Annotated in this window: 15 protein-coding genes; 6 read left to right on the forward strand and 9 right to left on the reverse strand. The window is 61.3% G+C overall.

Features of this window, described 5'->3' with window-relative positions; genetic code table 11:
* Window positions 1-30 precede the first annotated feature (30 nt).
* On the forward strand, window positions 31-1,938 hold the full coding sequence (locus tag P9875_RS00195; RefSeq protein ID WP_035822993.1) for a sensor histidine kinase: 1,908 nt from the start codon (window positions 31-33) through the stop codon (window positions 1,936-1,938).
* Window positions 1,931-3,274 (forward strand): sigma-54-dependent transcriptional regulator, encoded by a 1,344-nt coding sequence (locus tag P9875_RS00200; protein ID WP_035822995.1) that lies wholly within the window; start codon window positions 1,931-1,933, stop codon window positions 3,272-3,274. Before P9875_RS00195 ends, P9875_RS00200 begins: the two co-directional genes overlap by 8 nt.
* On the opposite strand, the gene P9875_RS00205 is transcribed toward P9875_RS00200, so the two are convergent.
* Window positions 3,275-4,012 (reverse strand): metallophosphoesterase family protein, encoded by a 738-nt coding sequence (locus tag P9875_RS00205; RefSeq protein ID WP_278317292.1) that lies wholly within the window; start codon window positions 4,010-4,012, stop codon window positions 3,275-3,277. It abuts the gene before it with no gap.
* A gap of 225 nt (window positions 4,013-4,237) precedes the next feature.
* Between P9875_RS00205 and P9875_RS00210 the strand changes: the two genes are divergently transcribed.
* The gene (locus P9875_RS00210) at window positions 4,238-5,086 is read left to right on the forward strand and encodes a MipA/OmpV family protein (RefSeq protein WP_051959192.1); all 849 of its coding nucleotides are present in this window, start codon (window positions 4,238-4,240) and stop codon (window positions 5,084-5,086) included.
* Between the two features lie 6 nt (window positions 5,087-5,092).
* Here P9875_RS00210 and P9875_RS00215 read toward each other — a convergent pair whose 3' ends face one another.
* Window positions 5,093-5,602: a GNAT family N-acetyltransferase gene (locus tag P9875_RS00215; protein WP_152598799.1), complete on the reverse strand. Its 510-nt coding sequence runs from the start codon at window positions 5,600-5,602 to the stop codon at window positions 5,093-5,095.
* A gap of 258 nt (window positions 5,603-5,860) precedes the next feature.
* Here P9875_RS00215 and P9875_RS00220 point away from each other — a divergent pair, with 258 nt between their 5' ends.
* From P9875_RS00220 to P9875_RS00230, 3 genes are all read left to right on the forward strand, one after another.
* On the forward strand, window positions 5,861-6,778 hold the full coding sequence (locus tag P9875_RS00220) for an ABC transporter ATP-binding protein (RefSeq protein ID WP_278317293.1): 918 nt from the start codon (window positions 5,861-5,863) through the stop codon (window positions 6,776-6,778).
* Between the two features lie 10 nt (window positions 6,779-6,788).
* A complete protein-coding gene (locus tag P9875_RS00225; RefSeq protein WP_278317294.1) occupies window positions 6,789-10,370 on the forward strand; it encodes an ABC transporter permease/M1 family aminopeptidase in 3,582 nt (1,193 codons plus the stop codon).
* Window positions 10,371-10,504: 134 nt separating this feature from the next.
* Entirely contained in the window at window positions 10,505-10,933 is a 429-nt protein-coding gene (locus tag P9875_RS00230; protein WP_099403768.1) for a hypothetical protein, read from the forward strand.
* A 6-nt stretch (window positions 10,934-10,939) separates the two neighbouring features.
* Here the strand turns inward: P9875_RS00230 and P9875_RS00235 are convergent, their stop codons facing one another.
* From P9875_RS00235 to ssb, 7 genes are all read right to left on the reverse strand, one after another.
* Window positions 10,940-12,208, reverse strand: a complete 1,269-nt coding sequence (locus tag P9875_RS00235) for an MFS transporter (protein WP_158300263.1) — start codon at window positions 12,206-12,208, stop codon at window positions 10,940-10,942.
* Window positions 12,183-12,941: a nucleotidyltransferase family protein gene (locus P9875_RS00240; protein ID WP_278317295.1), complete on the reverse strand. Its 759-nt coding sequence runs from the start codon at window positions 12,939-12,941 to the stop codon at window positions 12,183-12,185. The genes P9875_RS00235 and P9875_RS00240 overlap by 26 nt, the downstream gene beginning before the upstream one ends.
* Window positions 12,938-14,023, reverse strand: a complete 1,086-nt coding sequence (locus tag P9875_RS00245; protein ID WP_278317296.1) for a DUF455 family protein — start codon at window positions 14,021-14,023, stop codon at window positions 12,938-12,940. The genes P9875_RS00240 and P9875_RS00245 overlap by 4 nt, the downstream gene beginning before the upstream one ends.
* 108 nt (window positions 14,024-14,131) lie before the next feature.
* On the reverse strand, window positions 14,132-15,322 hold the full coding sequence (locus tag P9875_RS00250) for a hypothetical protein (RefSeq protein WP_176389416.1): 1,191 nt from the start codon (window positions 15,320-15,322) through the stop codon (window positions 14,132-14,134).
* 66 nt (window positions 15,323-15,388) lie between these two features.
* On the reverse strand, window positions 15,389-15,613 hold the full coding sequence (locus P9875_RS00255; protein WP_035823006.1) for a hypothetical protein: 225 nt from the start codon (window positions 15,611-15,613) through the stop codon (window positions 15,389-15,391).
* 354 nt (window positions 15,614-15,967) lie between these two features.
* The gene (locus P9875_RS00260) at window positions 15,968-16,393 is read right to left on the reverse strand and encodes a hypothetical protein (RefSeq protein ID WP_035823010.1); all 426 of its coding nucleotides are present in this window, start codon (window positions 16,391-16,393) and stop codon (window positions 15,968-15,970) included.
* Window positions 16,394-17,416: 1,023 nt separating this feature from the next.
* Window positions 17,417-17,926 carry a single-stranded DNA-binding protein gene (ssb, locus tag P9875_RS00265; protein ID WP_034781209.1) on the reverse strand — a complete coding sequence of 170 codons (510 nt, stop codon included), beginning with the start codon at window positions 17,924-17,926 and terminating at the stop codon, window positions 17,417-17,419.
* Window positions 17,927-18,154: the final 228 nt, after the last annotated feature.

The following is an 18,154-nucleotide window of genomic DNA, read 5'->3' on the forward strand; positions in this document are numbered from 1 at the left end:
GTGGGTTCTTGCAAGTTGGCAGCTGATTTTATGAATAGCAGTAGTAAACCCTCCCTTTCCTGGCGCCAGCGCCTGTCGCAACGTTCGGGCCGCGAAACGCTGGCCTGGGGCGTGGTGCTGGCCGCCTGTCTGGCCACCGTCTGGCTCGTGTATTTCTGGACGGAGCGCATCGCCATCGGCAAGCTGCAGGCCAGCGGCGCGCAACGCCTCGAGGTGTATGTCAGCAGCCTGGAAAATGCGCTGGAAAAATACGACTTCCTGCCCAAGACCCTGGAGCTGAACCGCGACGTGATCCGTTTGCTGCAGCACCCGGAAGACCCGGTGCTGGTCGATACGGTCAACCATTACCTCGAGCAGATGAATGCCCAGGCGAAATCCTCGACCATTTTCATCAGCAACCTCGACGGCAACACGCGGGCCGCCAGCAACTGGCAGCAGCCCGACAGCTTTATTGGCGACAATATCTCGTTCCGCCCCTACGCCCAGGACGCGCTGCGCGGCACGCCGGGCCGCTTCTATGGCGTGGGCACGACACGGCTCGAACCCGGTTACTTCTTTGCCCACGGTATCTACCAGAATGGCCACATGCTGGGCCTGGCAACGGTGAAGGTGAACCTGGAAACCCTGGAAAAACGCTGGGTGCAGGGCGCCGACAAAGTCATGCTGGCCGACGAGCACGGCGTGATTTTTCTCAGCTCCATGGCGGACTGGAAATACAAGACCCTGGCGCCGCTGTCGCCGGCGATCGTCGAGGAACTCAACCGCACGCGCCAGTACTATTCGAAGCAGCTGGCCGCCATCCCCTTCGTTTCCGACCGCCAGCTGGGCAATGGCGCCCGCGTGATCAGCGTGCGCGAGCAGGAACATGCCGACGCGCCACCGAAGATCAGTTCCAGCGTCATGACGCAGATCAAGCTGAAATCGCCGCAAGGCTGGACTTTCATTTATTTGTCCGACCTGGCGCAGGCCAAGGCCAGCGCGCGCGCGGCGGCCGCCTTCTCTTGCGTGCTGCTGGGCTTTTTCATGCTGCTGTTCTTTTACCTGCGCCAGCGCCGCGCGGCCGTGGCGCAAAAATTGCGCGCCCGCGAAGACTTGCAACACGCCTACGACAACCTGGAAGCCATGGTCGAGGAACGCACCTCGGAACTCAATGCCATGACGCAAAGCCTGAGCCAGGAAATCGAGGTGCGCAGCAAGGCCGAGCAGAAACTCCACATCACGCAAAACGAACTGTTTCAAGCCGGCAAGATGGCCGTGCTGGGACAAATGTCGGCCAGCATCACGCATGAGCTGAACCAGCCGCTGACGGCGCTGCGCACCATGTCCGACAATGCCGTCATCCTGCTGGAACGGGGCCGGCTCGACGACGCGCGGCGCAACCTGGCGAAGATCTCGCAAATTGCGGCCAGGATGGGGACCATTACGGGTCAATTGAAGATTTTTGCGCGCAAATCGACGACCAGCCTGACCTCCGTCTCGATCCCCACGGCGATCAGCAATGCGCTGTTCCTCGTCGAGCGCCGGCTGCAGGTGGAAAGTGTGCGTTTTACTTTGCAACTGCCGCCCGAAGACATCTTCGCCATGTGCGAAAGCAACCGCCTCGAGCAGGTGCTGGTGAACCTGTACGCGAACGCGCTCGACGCCATGAACGGCAGCGACGTGCGCAGCCTGCGTGTGGCCGTCGAATGCACGCCCGAGCACGTGCTGATCCACGTGGCCGACACGGGGCCGGGCCTGTCGACGGAGGTGTATGAACACCTGTTCGAACCGTTCTTCACGACCAAGCCGCAGGGTCTGGGCCTGGGCCTGGGACTGGCCATTTCCGAACAGATCACGCGCCAGTTCGGCGGCGTGCTGCGCGCCGAGAACGCCCCTGGCGGCGGCGCCATCTTCACCATCGAACTACAGATTGCAACGCAGGAGGAAAAACATGTTTGACGGCTTGAAGGTCTTGCTGGTCGAGGACGACCCCACCGTACGCGAAGGCAGCGAGCAGGCACTGCAGCTGGCCGGCCTGGACGTGCTGGCGTTTCACTCGGCCGAGCTGGCCTATAAACTGCTGACGCCGGATTTTCCCGGCATCGTCGTCAGCGACGTGCGCCTGCCCGGCATGAGCGGCCTGGAATTGCTGCAAGCGGTCAAGACGCTCGATGCCAACCTGCCCGTGATCCTCGTCACGGGCCACGGCGACATCACGATGGCCGTGCACGCCATGCGCACGGGCGCCTATGACTTCATCGAAAAGCCGTATTCTTCCGAGCAACTGGTCGACGTCATCCTGCGCGCGCTGGAAACGCGGCGCCTGACCCTGGAAGTGCACAGCCTGCGCCGCCAGCTCGAAGACGGCGGCGGCATCGAATCGCGCCTGCTGGGCAATTCCGTGGCGATGCGCGACATACGGCGTTTGATACTCGACGTTGCCGACGAACCGGCCGACGTGCTGATCTACGGCGACACGGGCACGGGCAAGGAAATGGTGGCGCGCTGCCTGCACGACTTCAGCCACCGCCGCAAGCACAACTTCGTCGCCGTCAACTGCGGCGCGATTCCCGAAAGCATATTCGAAAGCGAAGTCTTCGGCCACGAACCGGGGGCGTTTACGGGCGCTGCCAAGCGGCAGGTGGGCAAGATCGAGCACGCGGATCAGGGCACTTTTTTCCTCGACGAAATCGAATCGCTGCCCCTGTCCTTGCAAGTCAAATTGCTGCGCGTGCTGCAGGAACGCTATATCGAGCGCCTGGGCTCGAACGTGCCCACGCCCGTCGACGTGCGCGTCATCGCGGCGGCCAAGCTGGACCTGGAAGACTTGTCGCAGCAACAGAAATTCCGCAGCGACCTGTACTACCGCCTGAACCTGATCGTGCTGCATTTGCCGCCGCTGCGCGAACGGCGCGAGGATATTCCCATTCTGTTCGAACACTTCGTGCTGGCCGCCGCCGCCCGCTACAACCGTGCCGCGCCCGTGGTCTCCAGCGCGCAGATGCGCAACCTGATGGCCCATTCCTGGCCCGGCAATGTGCGCGAATTGCGCAACATCGCCGACCGCTTCGTGCTGGGCATCGCCGGCGGCGCCTCGAGCCTGCTGGCGGCCGGACTGGCCAGCCCCCTGTCGCTGGCGGAACAGGTCAATGGCTTCGAACGCGCGCTGATCGAGCAGGAACTGCGTGCATATTCCGGCAACGTCAGCGAAGTGAGCGCGGTGCTCGGTTTGCCGAAACAGACCTTGTATCACAAGATGCAGAAGTACAACCTGGTGGCCGAAGAGTTCCGCTAATCAACCAACCCGGCCCGTGCGCAAGGGCGTGACCCAGTCGGGCCGCCCGTTCGCCAGCGCCAGCCGGGCCGCTTTTTCCCAGTCATATTCCACGGCGTGCAGCTGCGCCGTCCAGGCGCCATCGCTTCCCTGTTCGGCGATGGCATAGCGCGCATGCGGCGTGCCGTTTTCCATCAGGTGCGGATAACCATGGTCGTCGTCGTAGGCCTGCAAGCCCACGCTGCCCGGATTGACGATCAACCGCCCATCGGCCAGACGCACCTGGCGCGGCATGTGCGTGTGGCCGCACAGGATCAGCGCGGCGTCCGTCTCGCCGGCCCGTTCGGCCACCTCTTGCGGCGTGGCGGCACGGCTGCCTTGCGGCGTGACGCTGTCGAGAAAATACACGAGGTCGCTGCTGGGCGTGCCATGCACGAGCAGCACGTCATGCCGCAGGCGCAAGGTGGCGGGCAGCGCCGCGATCCAGGCTAGTTGCTCCGGCAGCAGTTGCGCGCGCGCATAGGCATCCGAGACGCCCATGCGGGCCGGGTCGCCCAGCAGTTGGCGCTCGTGGTTGCCGCGGATGGTGGGCAGGCCGAGCGCCATCAGGCGCGTTGCCGTGGCGCGCGGTTGCAGATGGCCCGAGACGATATCGCCGAGGTTGACGGTCAGGTCCACGCCACGCCGGGCGATGTCGGCCAGCACGGCGTCCAGCGCGTCCAGGTTGCCGTGGATATCGGATATGGCGGCGATTCTCATGCGGTGTCTCCTCCTCTTGCGCACCATTTTGCCCGCGTTCCCCATCGCAGGCAATGTCGGCATGTACCAGCCGTTACACGCGGTAGGACAAATCCGACGGTAATTTGCGCCGTGCGGCTACGTGATTGAAATGTAACAGTTGCTACCATTTCCTCATCGCACTGTTGCCCAGCGAGGGCCGCCCAAGCGTCGCGACAGTTTTCACTTTATCTTGAGGAGTTACCCATGTCTGCCATGTCCGTGTCCACCCGCCTGTCCCCACCACGCCCGCACCACCTCGCCTTGCGCGGCGCCATGATGCTGGGTGTGCTGGGTATTGCCACGGCGGCCGCCACGGCGCGGGCCGAGCCATCGCCGGCACTGGACCGTGTCAGTCTGTCGGTGGGGGCGTTTTCCGCCGATCCGCGCATCAATATCGGCGCCGACACGCAGTTTGGCCGCATCGATGCGCCCGAATCGAATCCCAAACATACGACCATTCCGCGCATCAAGGCCGAATTGCTGATCGGCGACCGCCACGGCCTGGCGTTCGACTACTACCGCTATGACAAATCCTATACCCCCACGCTCAGCGGCCAGACCACCATCAATGGCCAGCCCGTGACGGGCACGGCCAGCGCAGATGCCGATCTGAAACTGGACCTGGCCAAGATGTCGTACCGTTGGTGGCTGGGCAGCGGCAACGACACTTTCGGCATCGGCCTGGGCGCGGCCTATTACAATGCAAACCTGAACGGCACGGCTACCGGCATCGTCAATGGCGAGACGGCCACGGCGCGCGATTCCATCGGCGAGCACGCGTTCGCGCCACTGCTGGAAGTGGGCTGGCGCCATGCCTTCACGCCGGACTTGCGCATGTATGCGGAAGCATCGGGCATCAAGAAAAATGGCGGGCGCATCAACGGCCACATCTACGGCGGCAATATCGGCGTGGAATGGTTTCCGTTCAAAAATATCGGTTTCGTGGCCGATTACGGCATCTCGAAAATCAAGCTGCACCGCGACAGCGAACGCGATGCGGACTTGAACGTGCGCCTGACGGGACCTTCTGCGTATGTGAAAGTGCGCTTCTAAACGCGCTCAGGCCGCCGGTTTCAGCAAGGTCAGCTGGAACTGCGGCAAGGCCGGATCGTCGTACGCCTCGACACTGGCAAACGGCAGGCGCGCAAACGCCTGCCGCCAGAACGCGCAGGCAGCGGCATCGTCGCGAAACGTCGCCACCAGCCACGTCTGCGCGCTACCGAGCAGCACACGCCGCAGCACTTCCAGCGCCACGCCCCTGCGCCGGTATTTCTTCAGGATGAAAAAGTCGCTGAATTCCTGCACCGGCAACCCACCCGCCATGCCAGGCTCCGTCAGGAAAAAACCGGCCAGCTCGCCATCGACCTCGATCCAGCTGGCCGTGTGGCCGGTGGCATGCAGATACGACGCCAGCCCCGCATCGCACACGTCGTAGCGGCCATCGGCCAGCACGCTTTCTGCGCTCCAGGCGGAATTGTCATAACAGTACAGTTGAAACAGCTGCGCCAATGCCGCCTCTTCGCCCGATGCAATGGCGCGCAAAGTCATGTTTACTGGCATTGCAGGCATATCCCCATCCTTTCCGCACCATGGCGTCACTGAAGCGGGCGAGTGTAGCACTGCGTCACTCATCCCCGCCCTCCGGCATTTCATGCCTGCCTTTCCTCACTTGGTCGCAAAAAAATTAATTTTCTCCCAATTGGCTATATATTATTGTTTTTAAGTAACATCCGCCATCGCGGCTGCAAAACAAGGGCGATCCCCTTCCACAGACCGGCAGACATGCATCTGCCGGCTTTCATACCCAAGCTCTGGAGAGTGCTGCACATGCTATCGATCAAACAGCTGAACAAAACGTATGCCAATGGCGTCAAGGCCATCAACAATGTCAGCCTGGAGATTCCCAACGGGATGTTCGGCCTGCTGGGGCCAAATGGCGCGGGCAAGTCCTCGCTGATGCGCACCATTGCGACATTGCAAGATCCCGATAGCGGCAGCATCCATTTCGATGGCGTCGATGTACTCACTGACAAGGCCGGCCTGCGCCGCCAGCTCGGCTATCTGCCGCAGGATTTCGGCGTGTATCCGAAAGTCAGCGCGGAAAACCTGCTCAACCACTTTGCCGTGCTCAAAGGCTTGACGGAGAAGGGGCCGCGCAAGGAAGCCGTGGAAGCGTTGTTGCAGCAAACCAATCTGTGGGAAGCGCGCAAGCGCAACCTGGGCACGTACTCGGGCGGCATGCGCCAGCGCTTCGGCATCGCCCAGGCGCTGCTGGGTGCGCCGCGCCTGGTGATCGTCGATGAACCGACGGCGGGCCTGGACCCGGACGAGCGCAACCGTTTCCTGAATCTGCTGGCGAAGATCGGCGAGCAGGTGGTGGTCATCCTGTCGACCCACATCGTCGACGACGTGACGGACCTGTGCCCGCGCATGGCCATGATCGTCAAGGGTCAAGTACTGGTGCAGGGCGAGCCGCAGGCGGCCATCGATACGCTGCTGGGCAAGGTGTGGCGCCGCAGCGTCACGACGGAGGAGCTGGCGCAATATCAGCAAAGCCTGAATGTGCTGTCGACACGCCTGGTGGGCGGCAAGCCGCAAATCAATGTGTATGCCGACAGCCAGCCCGACAGCGGCTTCGCGCAGATCGCCCCGGACCTGGAAGACGTGTACTTCCTGCACGTGCGCAACGCTGCCCGCGACGGCGCCGCCGCGCCAGCCGCAGCCCCAGCCGCCGTTCTGGCCTGAGGAGCGCGTCATGTGGAAGGAATTTTTCAAGTTTGACCTCGGCTATCAGCTGAAACAGCCGCTGCTGTGGGTATTTGCCGCCATCATGGCCTTGCTGGCCTTTGGCGCCAGCAGCAGCGATTCGATCCAGATCGGCGGTGCCATCGGCAACATCAACCGCAATGCACCCACCGTGGTGGCGCAGATGCTGGGCATTTTCAGCCTGCTGTCGATGTTCCTCGTCACCGTCTTCATCGCCGGCGCCGTGCTGCGCGATAGCGAAGTGGGCATGGCCGACATGCTGTTCGCCACACCCATGCGCAAGTGGGACTACCTGTTCGGCCGTTTCGCCGCCGGCTTTGTCGCCTGCCTGGTGATCTTCGCCGCCATCGCCCTGGCCACCATGCTCGGCCCCCTCATGCCCTGGGTCGATGCACAGCGCGTGGGCGCGTTTTCGCTGCACACGTATGTGTGGAGCTTTGCCGTCATCGTCATTCCGAACCTGCTCTTCATCGGCGCCCTGCTGATGCTGCTGGCCGCCACCACGCGCTCGATGATGCTCGTCTACGTGGGCGTGCTGGGCTTTTTCGTGCTGTGGGCCATGGCCGGCGTCTTTACGCGCGACATCAACAATGAATGGATTGCCGTCCTGCTCGACCCGTTCGGCTTGCGCGCCTTTGGCCGCATGACGCGCTACTTCACGTCCGCCGAATCGAATGCCAGCCTGCCGCCCCTGTCCGGCTTCCTGCTGGCCAACCGCCTGCTGTGGATCGGCATCACGGCCGTGCTGTTCCTCGCCACGGTGGCGCTGTTCAAGCCGCAGCGCACGGGTACGGGCAAGCGTTTGTTCGGCAAGCACAAGGTGCAGACGGCCACCCCCGCCATCTCGGCGCCGCTGCACCTGCCGCGCACGCTGCCCCGCTTCACCGCGGCGACAGCCTGGCGCCAGTGGTGGCAAATCCTGCGCTTCGACGCGGCCGGCGTCTTCAAGAGCGTGCCCTTCCTCGTCATGCTGCTGTTCGCCGTGATCAACCTGATCGCCGGCGCGAATGTCGGCAAGAACATGTACGGTACGGCCGTGTATCCGATGACGCATTTGATGCTGCAAAATATCAGCAACAGCTTCAGCTTCATGCTGATCATCATCGTCACCTTTTATGCGGGTGAACTGATCTTCAAGGAACGTCACGTCAGGATCGCCGACGTCAGCGACGCCATGCCCGTGCCCAACTGGGTCCCCCTGCTGGCCAAGTGCACGGCGCTGATCGGCGTCATCGCCGGCTACCTGCTGGCGGGCATCATCACCGCCATCGGTTTCCAGCTGGTCAAGGGCGGCGCGCCCGTGGAACTGGGCCTGTACCTGAAAGGCACCCTGCTGGGCGCCCTCTTCTTCGTGCTGATGGGCTTGTGCGCCCTCACCCTGCAAGTGCTGTCGAATAACAAGTTCATCGGCTACCTGCTGGTGATCCTGCTGATGGTGGCGCAAGCCGTGCTGGGCATGCTGCACTTCGAGCACAACCTGTACAACTTCGCCGCCACGCCGGCCATCAAGTATTCGGACATGAATGGCTATGGCCACTTCCTGACCGGCTGGGCCTGGTTTGCGCTGTACTGGAGCCTGTTTACCGTGGCGCTGGTCATGCTGGCGCGGGCCTTCTGGGTGCGCGGCCTGTCCGCCGACTGGCGCGCGCGCGTGCGTCTGGCGCGCCAGCGTCTGCACGGCCGCGCCGGCGCCGCGCTGGCCGTGGTGCTGCTGTGCTGGGCCGGCACGGGCGGCTGGATCTTCTACAACACGAATGTGCTGAACCAGTACGAATCGTCCGACGTCAGCATGGACAAGCAGGCCCGCTATGAGAAATTGTACAAGCAGTACAAGGACTTGCCGCAGCCGAAGATCACCGACATCCAGGCCAACGTGGATATCTATCCGGAACAGCGCAAAGTCTTGATCAAGGGCCACTACGTGCTGCAAAACAAGACGCAGCAAGCGCTCGACACCTTGCGCATCCAGCGCAACCCAGACCTGGAAACGCACTGGTTGAACTTGCCTGAGCACAAGGTGACGTTGAACGACGAGGAACTCGGCTTCAGCATCCTCAAGCTGGCGCAGCCGCTGGCGCCCGGCGCCACCCTGCCGCTCGACTTCACGGTGGCCGTCACGCATGAAGGCTTTACCAACAGCGGCACGCCGGACCAGGTCAACCTGAACGGCAGCTTCTTCAACAACCAGGCGTATTTTCCGCACTTCGGCTATGCCAAGGAAATGGAGTTGACGGACCGCAACGAGCGCCGCAAGCGGGGCCTGGGCGAGCCGCAGCGCATGGCCAAGCTGGAAGACAAGTCAGCGTATGGCGACACGGTGCTGGGTGGCGATGCCGACTGGATCCATTTCGACACGACGGTGTCCACCAGCGGCGAGCAGATCGCCCTGGCGCCCGGCTACCTGCAAGGCAGCTGGGAAAAGGATGGCCGCCGCTATTACCGCTACAAGATGGACCAGCCGATGCTGCCATTCTTCGCCTACCTGTCGGCGCGCTGGGACGTGAAGAAGGGCGACTGGCACGGCGTGCCGATCGAGGTCTATTTCGACAAGAAACACGGCTACAACACGGACCGCATGATCACGTCCGTGCAAAAGTCGCTCGACTATTTCAGCACCGAGTTCACGCCCTACCAGCACAAGCAGGTGCGTATTCTGGAATTCCCGGGCTACCAGAGCTTTGCGCAGTCGTTCGCCAATACGATCCCGTATTCGGAAGGCATCGGCTTCATCGCCGACCTGCGCGACAAGGAGGACATCGACTATGTGTTCTACGTCACGGCGCATGAAATGGCGCACCAGTGGTGGGGCCATCAGGTGATCGGCGCCAACGTGCAGGGCGCCACCATGCTGATGGAGTCCCTGGCGCAATACTCGGCCCTGATGGTGATGGAAAAGGAATACGGCCGCGACAAGATGCGCCGCTTCCTGCGCTATGAACTGGACCGCTACCTGAGCGGACGCGGCGGCGAAGCCATCGAGGAATTGCCGCTGGCGCGCGTGGAGGGACAGCAATACATCCACTACAACAAGGGCAGCCTGGTGTTCTACCGCCTGCGCGATGAAATCGGCGAGCAAGCGCTGAACCGTGCCCTGAAACGCTATCTGCAGGACAAGGGTTACCAGCAGGCGCCGTTCACCACGTCGTCGGAATTGCTGGCCTACATCCGCGCCGAAACGCCGCAGGACAAGCAGGCCCTGATCACCGACCTGTTCGAGAAGATCGTCTTCTACGATAACCGCGTGACCCAAGCGAAAGCCGTGCAGCGCAAGGATGGCCAGTGGGACGTCACCCTGCAACTGCACCTGGCCAAGCTGGAGTCGGACGGCAAGGGCAAGGAAAGCCCGCGCGCCTACGACGAACCGGTAGAGATCGCCATCTTCGCGCGCGCGCCGGGCGGCAAGGAGAAGGATGAAAAGGTCCTGTTCACGGACAAGCGCATGCTGTCGGGCAGCGACCCCGTGATCACCATCACGGTGAAGGAAAAACCGTTTGAGGTGGGTGTCGATCCGTACAACAAGATGATCGACCGGGTGGCGCGCGATAACCGCAAGGAAGTCAGTTTCAATTAGGCTTGCGTCAACGCAATTGATGCAACACAAACCGGCCGCGCCTTCGACCAGTGCGCGGCCGGTTTTTGTGCCTGGCGTAAGATGGCAAGCATCGCCAGCAACCGCGCTGGTGTCCACTTCAAGGGGAAAACCGCATGCCACATCGCCCACTGCCCATCCGCGCCAGCCTGCTGCTGGCGGCACTCGTCTTTGCCACGCCCGCCTGGAGCGCCGATCCCATCCACAAGGAAAACGTGACATTGACGGCGAACCAGGCCACGCATACGGTCAAGGGCAAGATCAAGGGCTATGCCACGGCCGAATATACGGTGTCAGGCAAGGCGGGACAGACTCTCAGCGTCAAGCTGAAAACCAATCAGCCATCGAACTACTTCAACATCCGCCAGCCAGGCCAGGATGAAGCCCTGTTCATCGGCTCGACCAGCGGCAACACTTACCAGGCGGCACTGCCGGCCGATGGCGAGTACACGGTGCAGGTGTATTTGATGCGCAATGCGGCGCGCCGGAATGCGGTGGCGAATTACAGCCTGGAAATGAGCATCAAAGAAGCCGCGGCGCATTGATCCACGTCACGCCGGCTTGCTGCCCGCCGCGTATTTGCTGGCGGCGAGCGCCAGGCAGGCGGCCAGCAAGAGGATGGCGGCCAGGACAAATGCCGCACCGCTGTCGTGACTGGCAGGATCGACGGCGACCAGCATGGCGAACAGGGCCGGTGTCGCCAGTCCCGCCAGGCTGCCGGCACTCTTGACGGCGCCCTGCAGCCAGCCCTGCTGCCGCGCCGACACGGCACTGGTCAGCAGACCCTGCAGCGCCGGGTTGGCCATTTCTCCCACGCCAAGCAAAAAAATGGCCAGATACGCCCCCGCCGACTGGCGCGACAGGGCAAGACACAAGAAGCCGGCACAGCAGCCGGCATAGGCCAGCATGGCCGTACGCCGCGGGCCGTATCGCGCCATCAGAAACGGGGCGCATTTCAGCTGCGCCACGCCGCCCCAGCCTGCCAGCACGGCAAGCATCAAGCCGACCTGGGTGGAGTCCCAGCCATAGCGCTGCTGCGTGTAAAACACGAACGCCACGGCAATCGACCAGTGCGCGCTGGCCACCAGCAGATACGCCAGGGTCAGGAAACGCAGTTCGGGACGCCTGGCCAGCTCGAACAAGGCGCCGAATGGATTGCTCATGCGCCAGCTGACGGGAACGCGCTTGTCCGGCGGCAAAGATTCAGGCAAGACCAGTACGCCGTACACGAGATTGCCGAGCGACAGCCAGCCGGCAAGGTAGAAGGGCAGGCGCACATCGATATTGCCCAGCCAACCGCCCAGGGCCGGCCCGGCCACCAGTCCCATGCTGTAGGCCGCGCCCATCGAGGCAAACGCGCGGGTGCGCGCGGCGCCCTCGGAACAGTCGGCAATAAACGCATAGGCGATGCCAAAGCTGGAGGCGGTGATGCCGCACAAGATACGCCCCAGCACCAATTGGGCCAGCGTTTCCGTATCGGCCAGACAGAAAAAATACACGGCCACGCCCAGGTTCGACAGCAGTAGCAACGGGCGCCGGCCAAAACGGTCCGACAGCGCCCCCAGCAGTGGCAAGGCAAACATTTGCGACAGCGAAAACAGCATCCCCAGGTAACCGAGCCATAACACGGGCTGGGCGGGACTGTCCCTCAATTGCAGCAGCAGACGCGGCAAGACGGGGGCCACCAGTCCCGCGCACAGGACGTCGATCAGGACGGTCATGAAGACCAGCGGAAAACCGAATAGCTGTACCGGCCGCCCCTGCACCGTGCGCATCAACACGGTGCCAGCCGCCTCAGGCGGCAAGCGCTGGCGTGTCACTCTTCCATTCCGCCGGCGCATGCAGGGCAAACCCGTCGAGCAAGGGGCCGCCATACGGCTGCAGGGCGCGCGCGACCAGGTCGCCAAACGCCTGCTTGCCGGCCGGCGGGTCGAGCAGGAGCGCGCGCATGGCGGCATGCAGGTCGTCCGCGATCACCGGGCTGTAGGCCCTGAGCCGGCGCGCCAGATGCTTGCCGACGCCGCTCCACGCGCCCCCGGCCCGCAGCACGAAATTGGCCAGCACGTCATACAGCTTGGTGGCGATCGCCAGTGTTTCCTCGGCAACCGTGCTGTCGACCAGGTCTTCCAGCAAGGTCGTGATTTCATAGCGCCGGCTGGCCAGGGCATCGCCCGTCAGCGCCGGCGGGCCTTCGTCATACATGGCTTGCGCCAGCCGGTACAGGGCGGCGGATGTGTTCGTCTGCGGCAAGAGATTCCTGCCTTCGATCACCATCATCGCCATCGGTATGCGGCCGCCGGGACGATCCATCTTGCGGCAAAAGTAATCGAAGGAGCGCAGGTCATGGCCATACAATTCCACCGTCTGCTGGCCCAGCTTGAGCGTCTCGCGCCAGGCATGCGGCACGTTCTCGAACAACACGAGCAGATCGATATCCGAGGTGGCCGTTCCCTGGCCGCGCGCGATGGAGCCGCCGATGATCGCCGCTACGGCATGCGGATAGGCGGGCAGGATGTGTTGTTCCACCAACTGGCGGGCTGCGTCGAAATTCATTCCATCATCCCCTGCAGGTCAGGTAACTCCACCGCTTGCGAACGGTCACGCTGGCGTTCAATTTCCGTGGCGCTGAAACCGACATACTGGCGCGCGGCGGCATTGAAAAACCGTCCGCCAACCACGCTCACCTTGGACGATTCTTCCAGCGTGCGCAGGCGCTGCACGGCCTGCGCGCCCAGCAGCGTGTGAAAACTGGCCAGGCCATTCTTCACGTGGTTGACCTCGTCGATATAAATGCATTCATGCAACATGGAAATATCAGCGCGGCCGATGGCACGGTACAGCTCTGCGTAGTACAGGTCGGCGCCCAGCGAAAAGCCTTCGCCGATGACTTGCTCGAGGCCGATGCAATCGGCCGCATTCTGCGCCGCGCGGCAGCTTTTCCAGATGCCCAGGGACACCGGCGTTTCGCCGATGCCGCCCCCTTCGTTCGCCAATGCGCCCAGCAGCAGCTGCGCGTGCCGGAATTCTTCCACGCACTGCAAGGTCAGCGATTCGGCCACGTCGCCCGGCAACTCCGGGAATCGCAGCACCAGCATGGCGCACACTTCACCGGCGCACACTTCCACATTAAAAATTTGCTGGTGCAATTTTCTGCGCGGATAATCGCGGTCCAGCTCATAGCGCACGTAGTCGACGATTTCCAGCTGCTCGGGGCGCCCGGGCAACTCCGGACAATCCCACTGCGCCGGCAGCACCTGGCCTTCGAGGCGCTGGCAGCCGCTGTGCATGGCAGGCAGGAGCCACAGGACTTTCTGTGCCGCCAGTTCGCTCTTGGCCCACAAGCCAAGCGAGGCGAGCGCCTGCATGCTGTGCCGGAGGGTGGCGAAATGCGCGTCGATGTGCACGCCCGCGTCCGCGCCATGCGGATTGGCGGCTGCCGCGCCCAGGGCAAAACTCTGGCAGCAATCCTGTACCGCCGACAGTGCCTGCTGCGCCGCATGCAAGGTCATGGACCACGCGATCTTGCCAGCCACCTCGCGCTCCGTGATCAGCGCGTGCGCCGAGGCGTTCCGGATGGCCGTGAGGGCGTGTGCGGCGGCGGCCAGGTGTGCCGTGTGTTCTGTGATGACGGACATAGCATTCCCAACGGTAGATAATCGAGTATCAATAACGGCCGAACAACCGTGGCGCGCGGCGATGCGAAGCTTGCCCTGGGCAAGGCGCGCCAGCGGTTGTCCGGCAGCCTAGGCGGTGGTGCGCAACATCCTGAGGAAGCGTTCCCGCAGCGCCCAGTTCACGGGCTCGAGCGTCTCATAGCCCAGCACCTCATCCACAGGGAACACCGTCTCCCCGGCGGAGCCTTCCTTTGCCGCCCAGCGCAACATTTTTTCGGGCAGGCCGGGAAACGCCGACGCCATCCAGTACGCCATCGAATAGTACGCGTTGCGTCCCTCCGCATAGCCAGGATAACGGTCTGCGTAATTCGAAAACGAATACTTGGGGAAGCAGCCGTCGATAATTTTCTTGGGCGTCATCCACAGCGGATAGACGAGGGTGACATCGCCGATCGGGCGGGCCGGCAGCGGTAATAAACGCCGTTCGGTTGCCATGATGGCGAACATCTCGCCCAGCAAATCTTCGAAATTGAGGCCGGTGGCGATAAATTTCGCGTCCAGCGATTTGGCCACGCTCGTCAGTACGCGCCGGATGATCAGGGTGCCGAGGAATTCGAAGTCATCGTCGGGAAATTCCCGGGCAAACCGGTCGGTGATGCCCAGGCCGCCAGCGCTGGCGCCGAGTATCGCCTTCGATTCTTCTTCCGATACCACGGTCAGCGGCAGATTGTAGGCCTGCGCCAGTTCGCGCGCGCGCGGCACGCCGGAATTCCACTCGCCCGGTCCTTCGATGATGACCGGATGGATGTCAATCGGGAACTCGTCAAATTGCGACAAGGCATACAGCAAGGCATTGCTGTCGCCCCCGCCACTCACGCCGACCACCAGCTTGTCGCCAGGCGACAGGGTGTCGCGCAGCGTTTGTGCCACGGCATCGCGCACGGCCAGCTTGCACTCGTTCGACGAGAGGCGTTTCAGGATATTCGGGCCGCCCTTTGCCGCGCCGTTGGCGTAGATATATTCAGCCACGGCTTCTTCATTGTTGGCCGGCGGCGACACCTGCAAGGTGTTGTTGGTATGTAGGAAAGGATCAATATTTCTTTGAAAAAATGCATAGACTTGCCGGTCCGGCGGGATCGCGCTGCCAGTTTCACTCAAGCAAGGAAAAAGGCTATAGGCGCCGGAGGGATCGCGCAGGTAGGTGGCCACCGCCGTCCAGGGCACATGATTGCGCGCCAGGGCATCGAGCACGCGCTCATCCTCGCCGATGTCAAAACTGGATGTTCCATGGGTCGTTACTACAATTAATTCTCGATTCATTGAGCCTCCCTCGGAGAAAGCCCAAGGTGGGCTAGGGGCTAGCACCACCTTGGGCACAGTCAGTGATTACATCGACGACAGCACGGTGCTCGGGCCGACGATGCACTCGAGGTTATTGCGCGAGCATTTCGGCGCGGCGCCGTGCATGCGGCTGTTTTCCAGCGCGGCAATATCCAGTGCGGCCACGGCGACATTGCTGGCAGCAGCGATGTCGCGGCTGGCGCGTTTCAGGGAATAGCCAGAGGTGTTGAAAGACCCGGTACCATGAACCACTTGGGTGTTACTAATCATAAGTTTCTCCTTGAGTGATGGACCTGCGCTCGGAACCGCAAAAAAAGCACGCTTCCGGCCACCGGCAAACGGTGGCGTAGATTATTTTATAAGCTTTCATCTACGACATTCTCTCGTTTTGTCACGACTGGACAGTAAAGCGGCAAGTCACGGTTTTTTGTTACCCCTGGAATATATTGTGCGCAGGACGCGCCCGCCTGCTGGCGTGGCAACCCATCCTGTCCGCCGCAAAAAAAAGCCCCGCACATCAAGGATGTGCAGGGCTTTGCTTAGTGATCGGGGTAATCCGATCAGAACGGTTATGCCTACTAACAAGTATTGGCATAAAAAGTTGTGTCAATGAACGAAGCCAACCTAACGAGCCAGTCTGTCAGGATCAATGTTTTCCAATTGAACTTGTATGGCAGATGAGACCCTGTCCCATTGTGCTTCCGAGACCACATAGGGCTGCTTAAGCGGGAACAGCGAATTTATTATTGCTTGCACAAGTCCCTGCTCGGTCGGGCGCCGGACGATGGTTCCGAACGACACTTCCTGCCACTGAGGCTCAGAGGGTTTCTCCGATGGGCAGAATGTGAACACGCGCAATTGCGTGGCGTCAGTGGCACGTAGCGGCCCAGCAAGCAAACCAGAGGTAATTTCTTCCATCATGTTCATGATAGCGGTCTTCGAATGTGCGGTCTGCTTGACGACCAACACCTCCCGGCCATTGATAAAACCAGTCGCATACTCACAGAAACAAGCTGCACGATTTTGGTTGATGTATTCCCATTTCAGCATGTGACGAAATCCTTGATATCGCGGCTACCGGCCGCTGCGGTCCACATAATGTGTGGATACAATTTTCAGAACTTGATTATTCAACTGACTATCGGCCGGAGGTAGCAATGTAAGGAAAACGTGACGCTTGCGTTTGAACATCCACCGGCCGGCGCGGTTTGTCATCGCTCTTCCTGCGTAGACCCATGCGCCCGATGTGGATGACATTGGACCTTCCTGCGTCTTTCTTCATTTCTTCAAGGTCTACGACTCGATACTGGACTGCCGACGCCAATCGGCTTAGCTCCGGCTGGCGCAGACGAAGTGAGTCGTGTTGGCCACTCGCCCCTTCCTTCGGTATCTATCAAGGTATAGAAACCTGCGTTGATAGCGTGGTAAAAACGAAGAGTGACCGAAGGGGGCCGGGAGACTGAACGAGTAGAACGTCTTGAAATTCCCGAGGCGTAATTGCGCTATGCCGATGCGCGCGGGCGCCAGGGGTAATACCTGAGAAGATGGGGGATAGGGATAATAAAATATGAAGAGCATGAACACCCCTTGGCGAGTTGCCAAAGAGCGCTCCGGGACAGCGGTGCCAGTGCGCGATTCGCGACCGAATAGTCGCCAGCCTCAATCAGCTGTAAAATTTTGAGGGACTAAGTTGTACAGTCTATTCTCTCTAAGCCCGCAATTACGGAACTTGCTGCGGAAGGGAACCACCCCTCATCCCGTTTTAATTCTAGCATAGCTTCGTCGTGTATCAATTGTCGTTTTTCAATGTCCCATATCGGTGACTTCATCATCCCCAAGCGCCTGCACAACTTGGACTGCAGGTCGTTAGCTTGACGAATCCTCCATCAAGCGGCCCTAAAAGCAACCCATGTTACATAAGGCACAAACATGGGGTATCAAACCCACAAAGTCTTTCAACTAGTAGTTCAGTTAAATAGGTAGCAAGCCACAAAATATTGTGTGGGTAAAGAAAAAGCCCGCTCTCACTAAGAGAAACGGGCCTGCATCAACAAAACTGCGATTTAGTACGAATTAGAACGGGATATCGTCGTCCATGTCCGAGAAGTTCGGTGCTGGCTTCGGTGCCGGGCGTGGCGCCGGCGCCGGGGCTGGACGCGGGGCTGGCGCCTGGCGCGGGGCCGGGGCTTCGTAGCCGCCGCCACCGCCGTAGCTGTCATCGCCACCGCCGGCGTCGCCGCCCATGCCGGAACGGCCGCCCAGCATTTGCATCTGTTCCGCGATGATGTCGGTTGCGTACTTCTCGACGCCGTCCTTGTCCGTGTATTTACGGGTTTGCAGACGGCCTTCGACGTAGACGGACGAACCTTTTTTCAGGTATTGGCCGACGATTTCCGCCAGGCGGCCGAAGAACGAGATACGGTGCCACTCTGTCAATTCTTTTTGTTCGCCCGTGTTGCGGTCCTTCGATTTGTACGAAGTGGCCACGGCGATGTTGGCGATCGCGTCGCCGCTAGGCATGTAGCGGATTTCCGGGTCACGGCCCAGATTGCCGACGATGATGACTTTGTTGACTGATGCCATGAATAACTCCTGATGAACTGCAGCGGGAGCCGGTGTCCCGCGCGTTAGTTTAGTGTACTAAACGAGGATTATAAGCGACCACGCGGCGCAAAGCATCCGCTTTCTGGCGGACGCCCTCTCCTGCGCGACAGCACGTTTTTTTCACGGCAGGTGAAAACAAGAAACTTGAATACTGGTATTATATACAGTGTTTAAACGTCTGCACGCATCTGTATCAAACTTTGTCGG

This window comes from Janthinobacterium rivuli, assembly GCF_029690045.1.
GTDB lineage: Bacteria > Pseudomonadota > Gammaproteobacteria > Burkholderiales > Burkholderiaceae_D > Janthinobacterium > Janthinobacterium rivuli.

Coding starts and splice junctions, on each gene's coding strand:
- P9875_RS00195 (WP_035822993.1), top strand. CDS start 31: ATGAATAGCAGTAGTAAACCCTCCCTTTCCTGGCGCCAGCGCCTGTCG.
- P9875_RS00200 (WP_035822995.1), top strand. CDS start 1,931: ATGTTTGACGGCTTGAAGGTCTTGCTGGTCGAGGACGACCCCACCGTA.
- P9875_RS00205 (WP_278317292.1), bottom strand. CDS start 4,012: ATGAGAATCGCCGCCATATCCGATATCCACGGCAACCTGGACGCGCTG.
- P9875_RS00210 (WP_051959192.1), top strand. CDS start 4,238: ATGTCTGCCATGTCCGTGTCCACCCGCCTGTCCCCACCACGCCCGCAC.
- P9875_RS00215 (WP_152598799.1), bottom strand. CDS start 5,602: ATGCCTGCAATGCCAGTAAACATGACTTTGCGCGCCATTGCATCGGGC.
- P9875_RS00220 (WP_278317293.1), top strand. CDS start 5,861: ATGCTATCGATCAAACAGCTGAACAAAACGTATGCCAATGGCGTCAAG.
- P9875_RS00225 (WP_278317294.1), top strand. CDS start 6,789: ATGTGGAAGGAATTTTTCAAGTTTGACCTCGGCTATCAGCTGAAACAG.
- P9875_RS00230 (WP_099403768.1), top strand. CDS start 10,505: ATGCCACATCGCCCACTGCCCATCCGCGCCAGCCTGCTGCTGGCGGCA.
- P9875_RS00240 (WP_278317295.1), bottom strand. CDS start 12,941: ATGAATTTCGACGCAGCCCGCCAGTTGGTGGAACAACACATCCTGCCC.
- P9875_RS00245 (WP_278317296.1), bottom strand. CDS start 14,023: ATGTCCGTCATCACAGAACACACGGCACACCTGGCCGCCGCCGCACAC.
- P9875_RS00250 (WP_176389416.1), bottom strand. CDS start 15,322: ATGAATCGAGAATTAATTGTAGTAACGACCCATGGAACATCCAGTTTT.
- P9875_RS00255 (WP_035823006.1), bottom strand. CDS start 15,613: ATGATTAGTAACACCCAAGTGGTTCATGGTACCGGGTCTTTCAACACC.
- P9875_RS00260 (WP_035823010.1), bottom strand. CDS start 16,393: ATGCTGAAATGGGAATACATCAACCAAAATCGTGCAGCTTGTTTCTGT.
- ssb (WP_034781209.1), bottom strand. CDS start 17,926: ATGGCATCAGTCAACAAAGTCATCATCGTCGGCAATCTGGGCCGTGAC.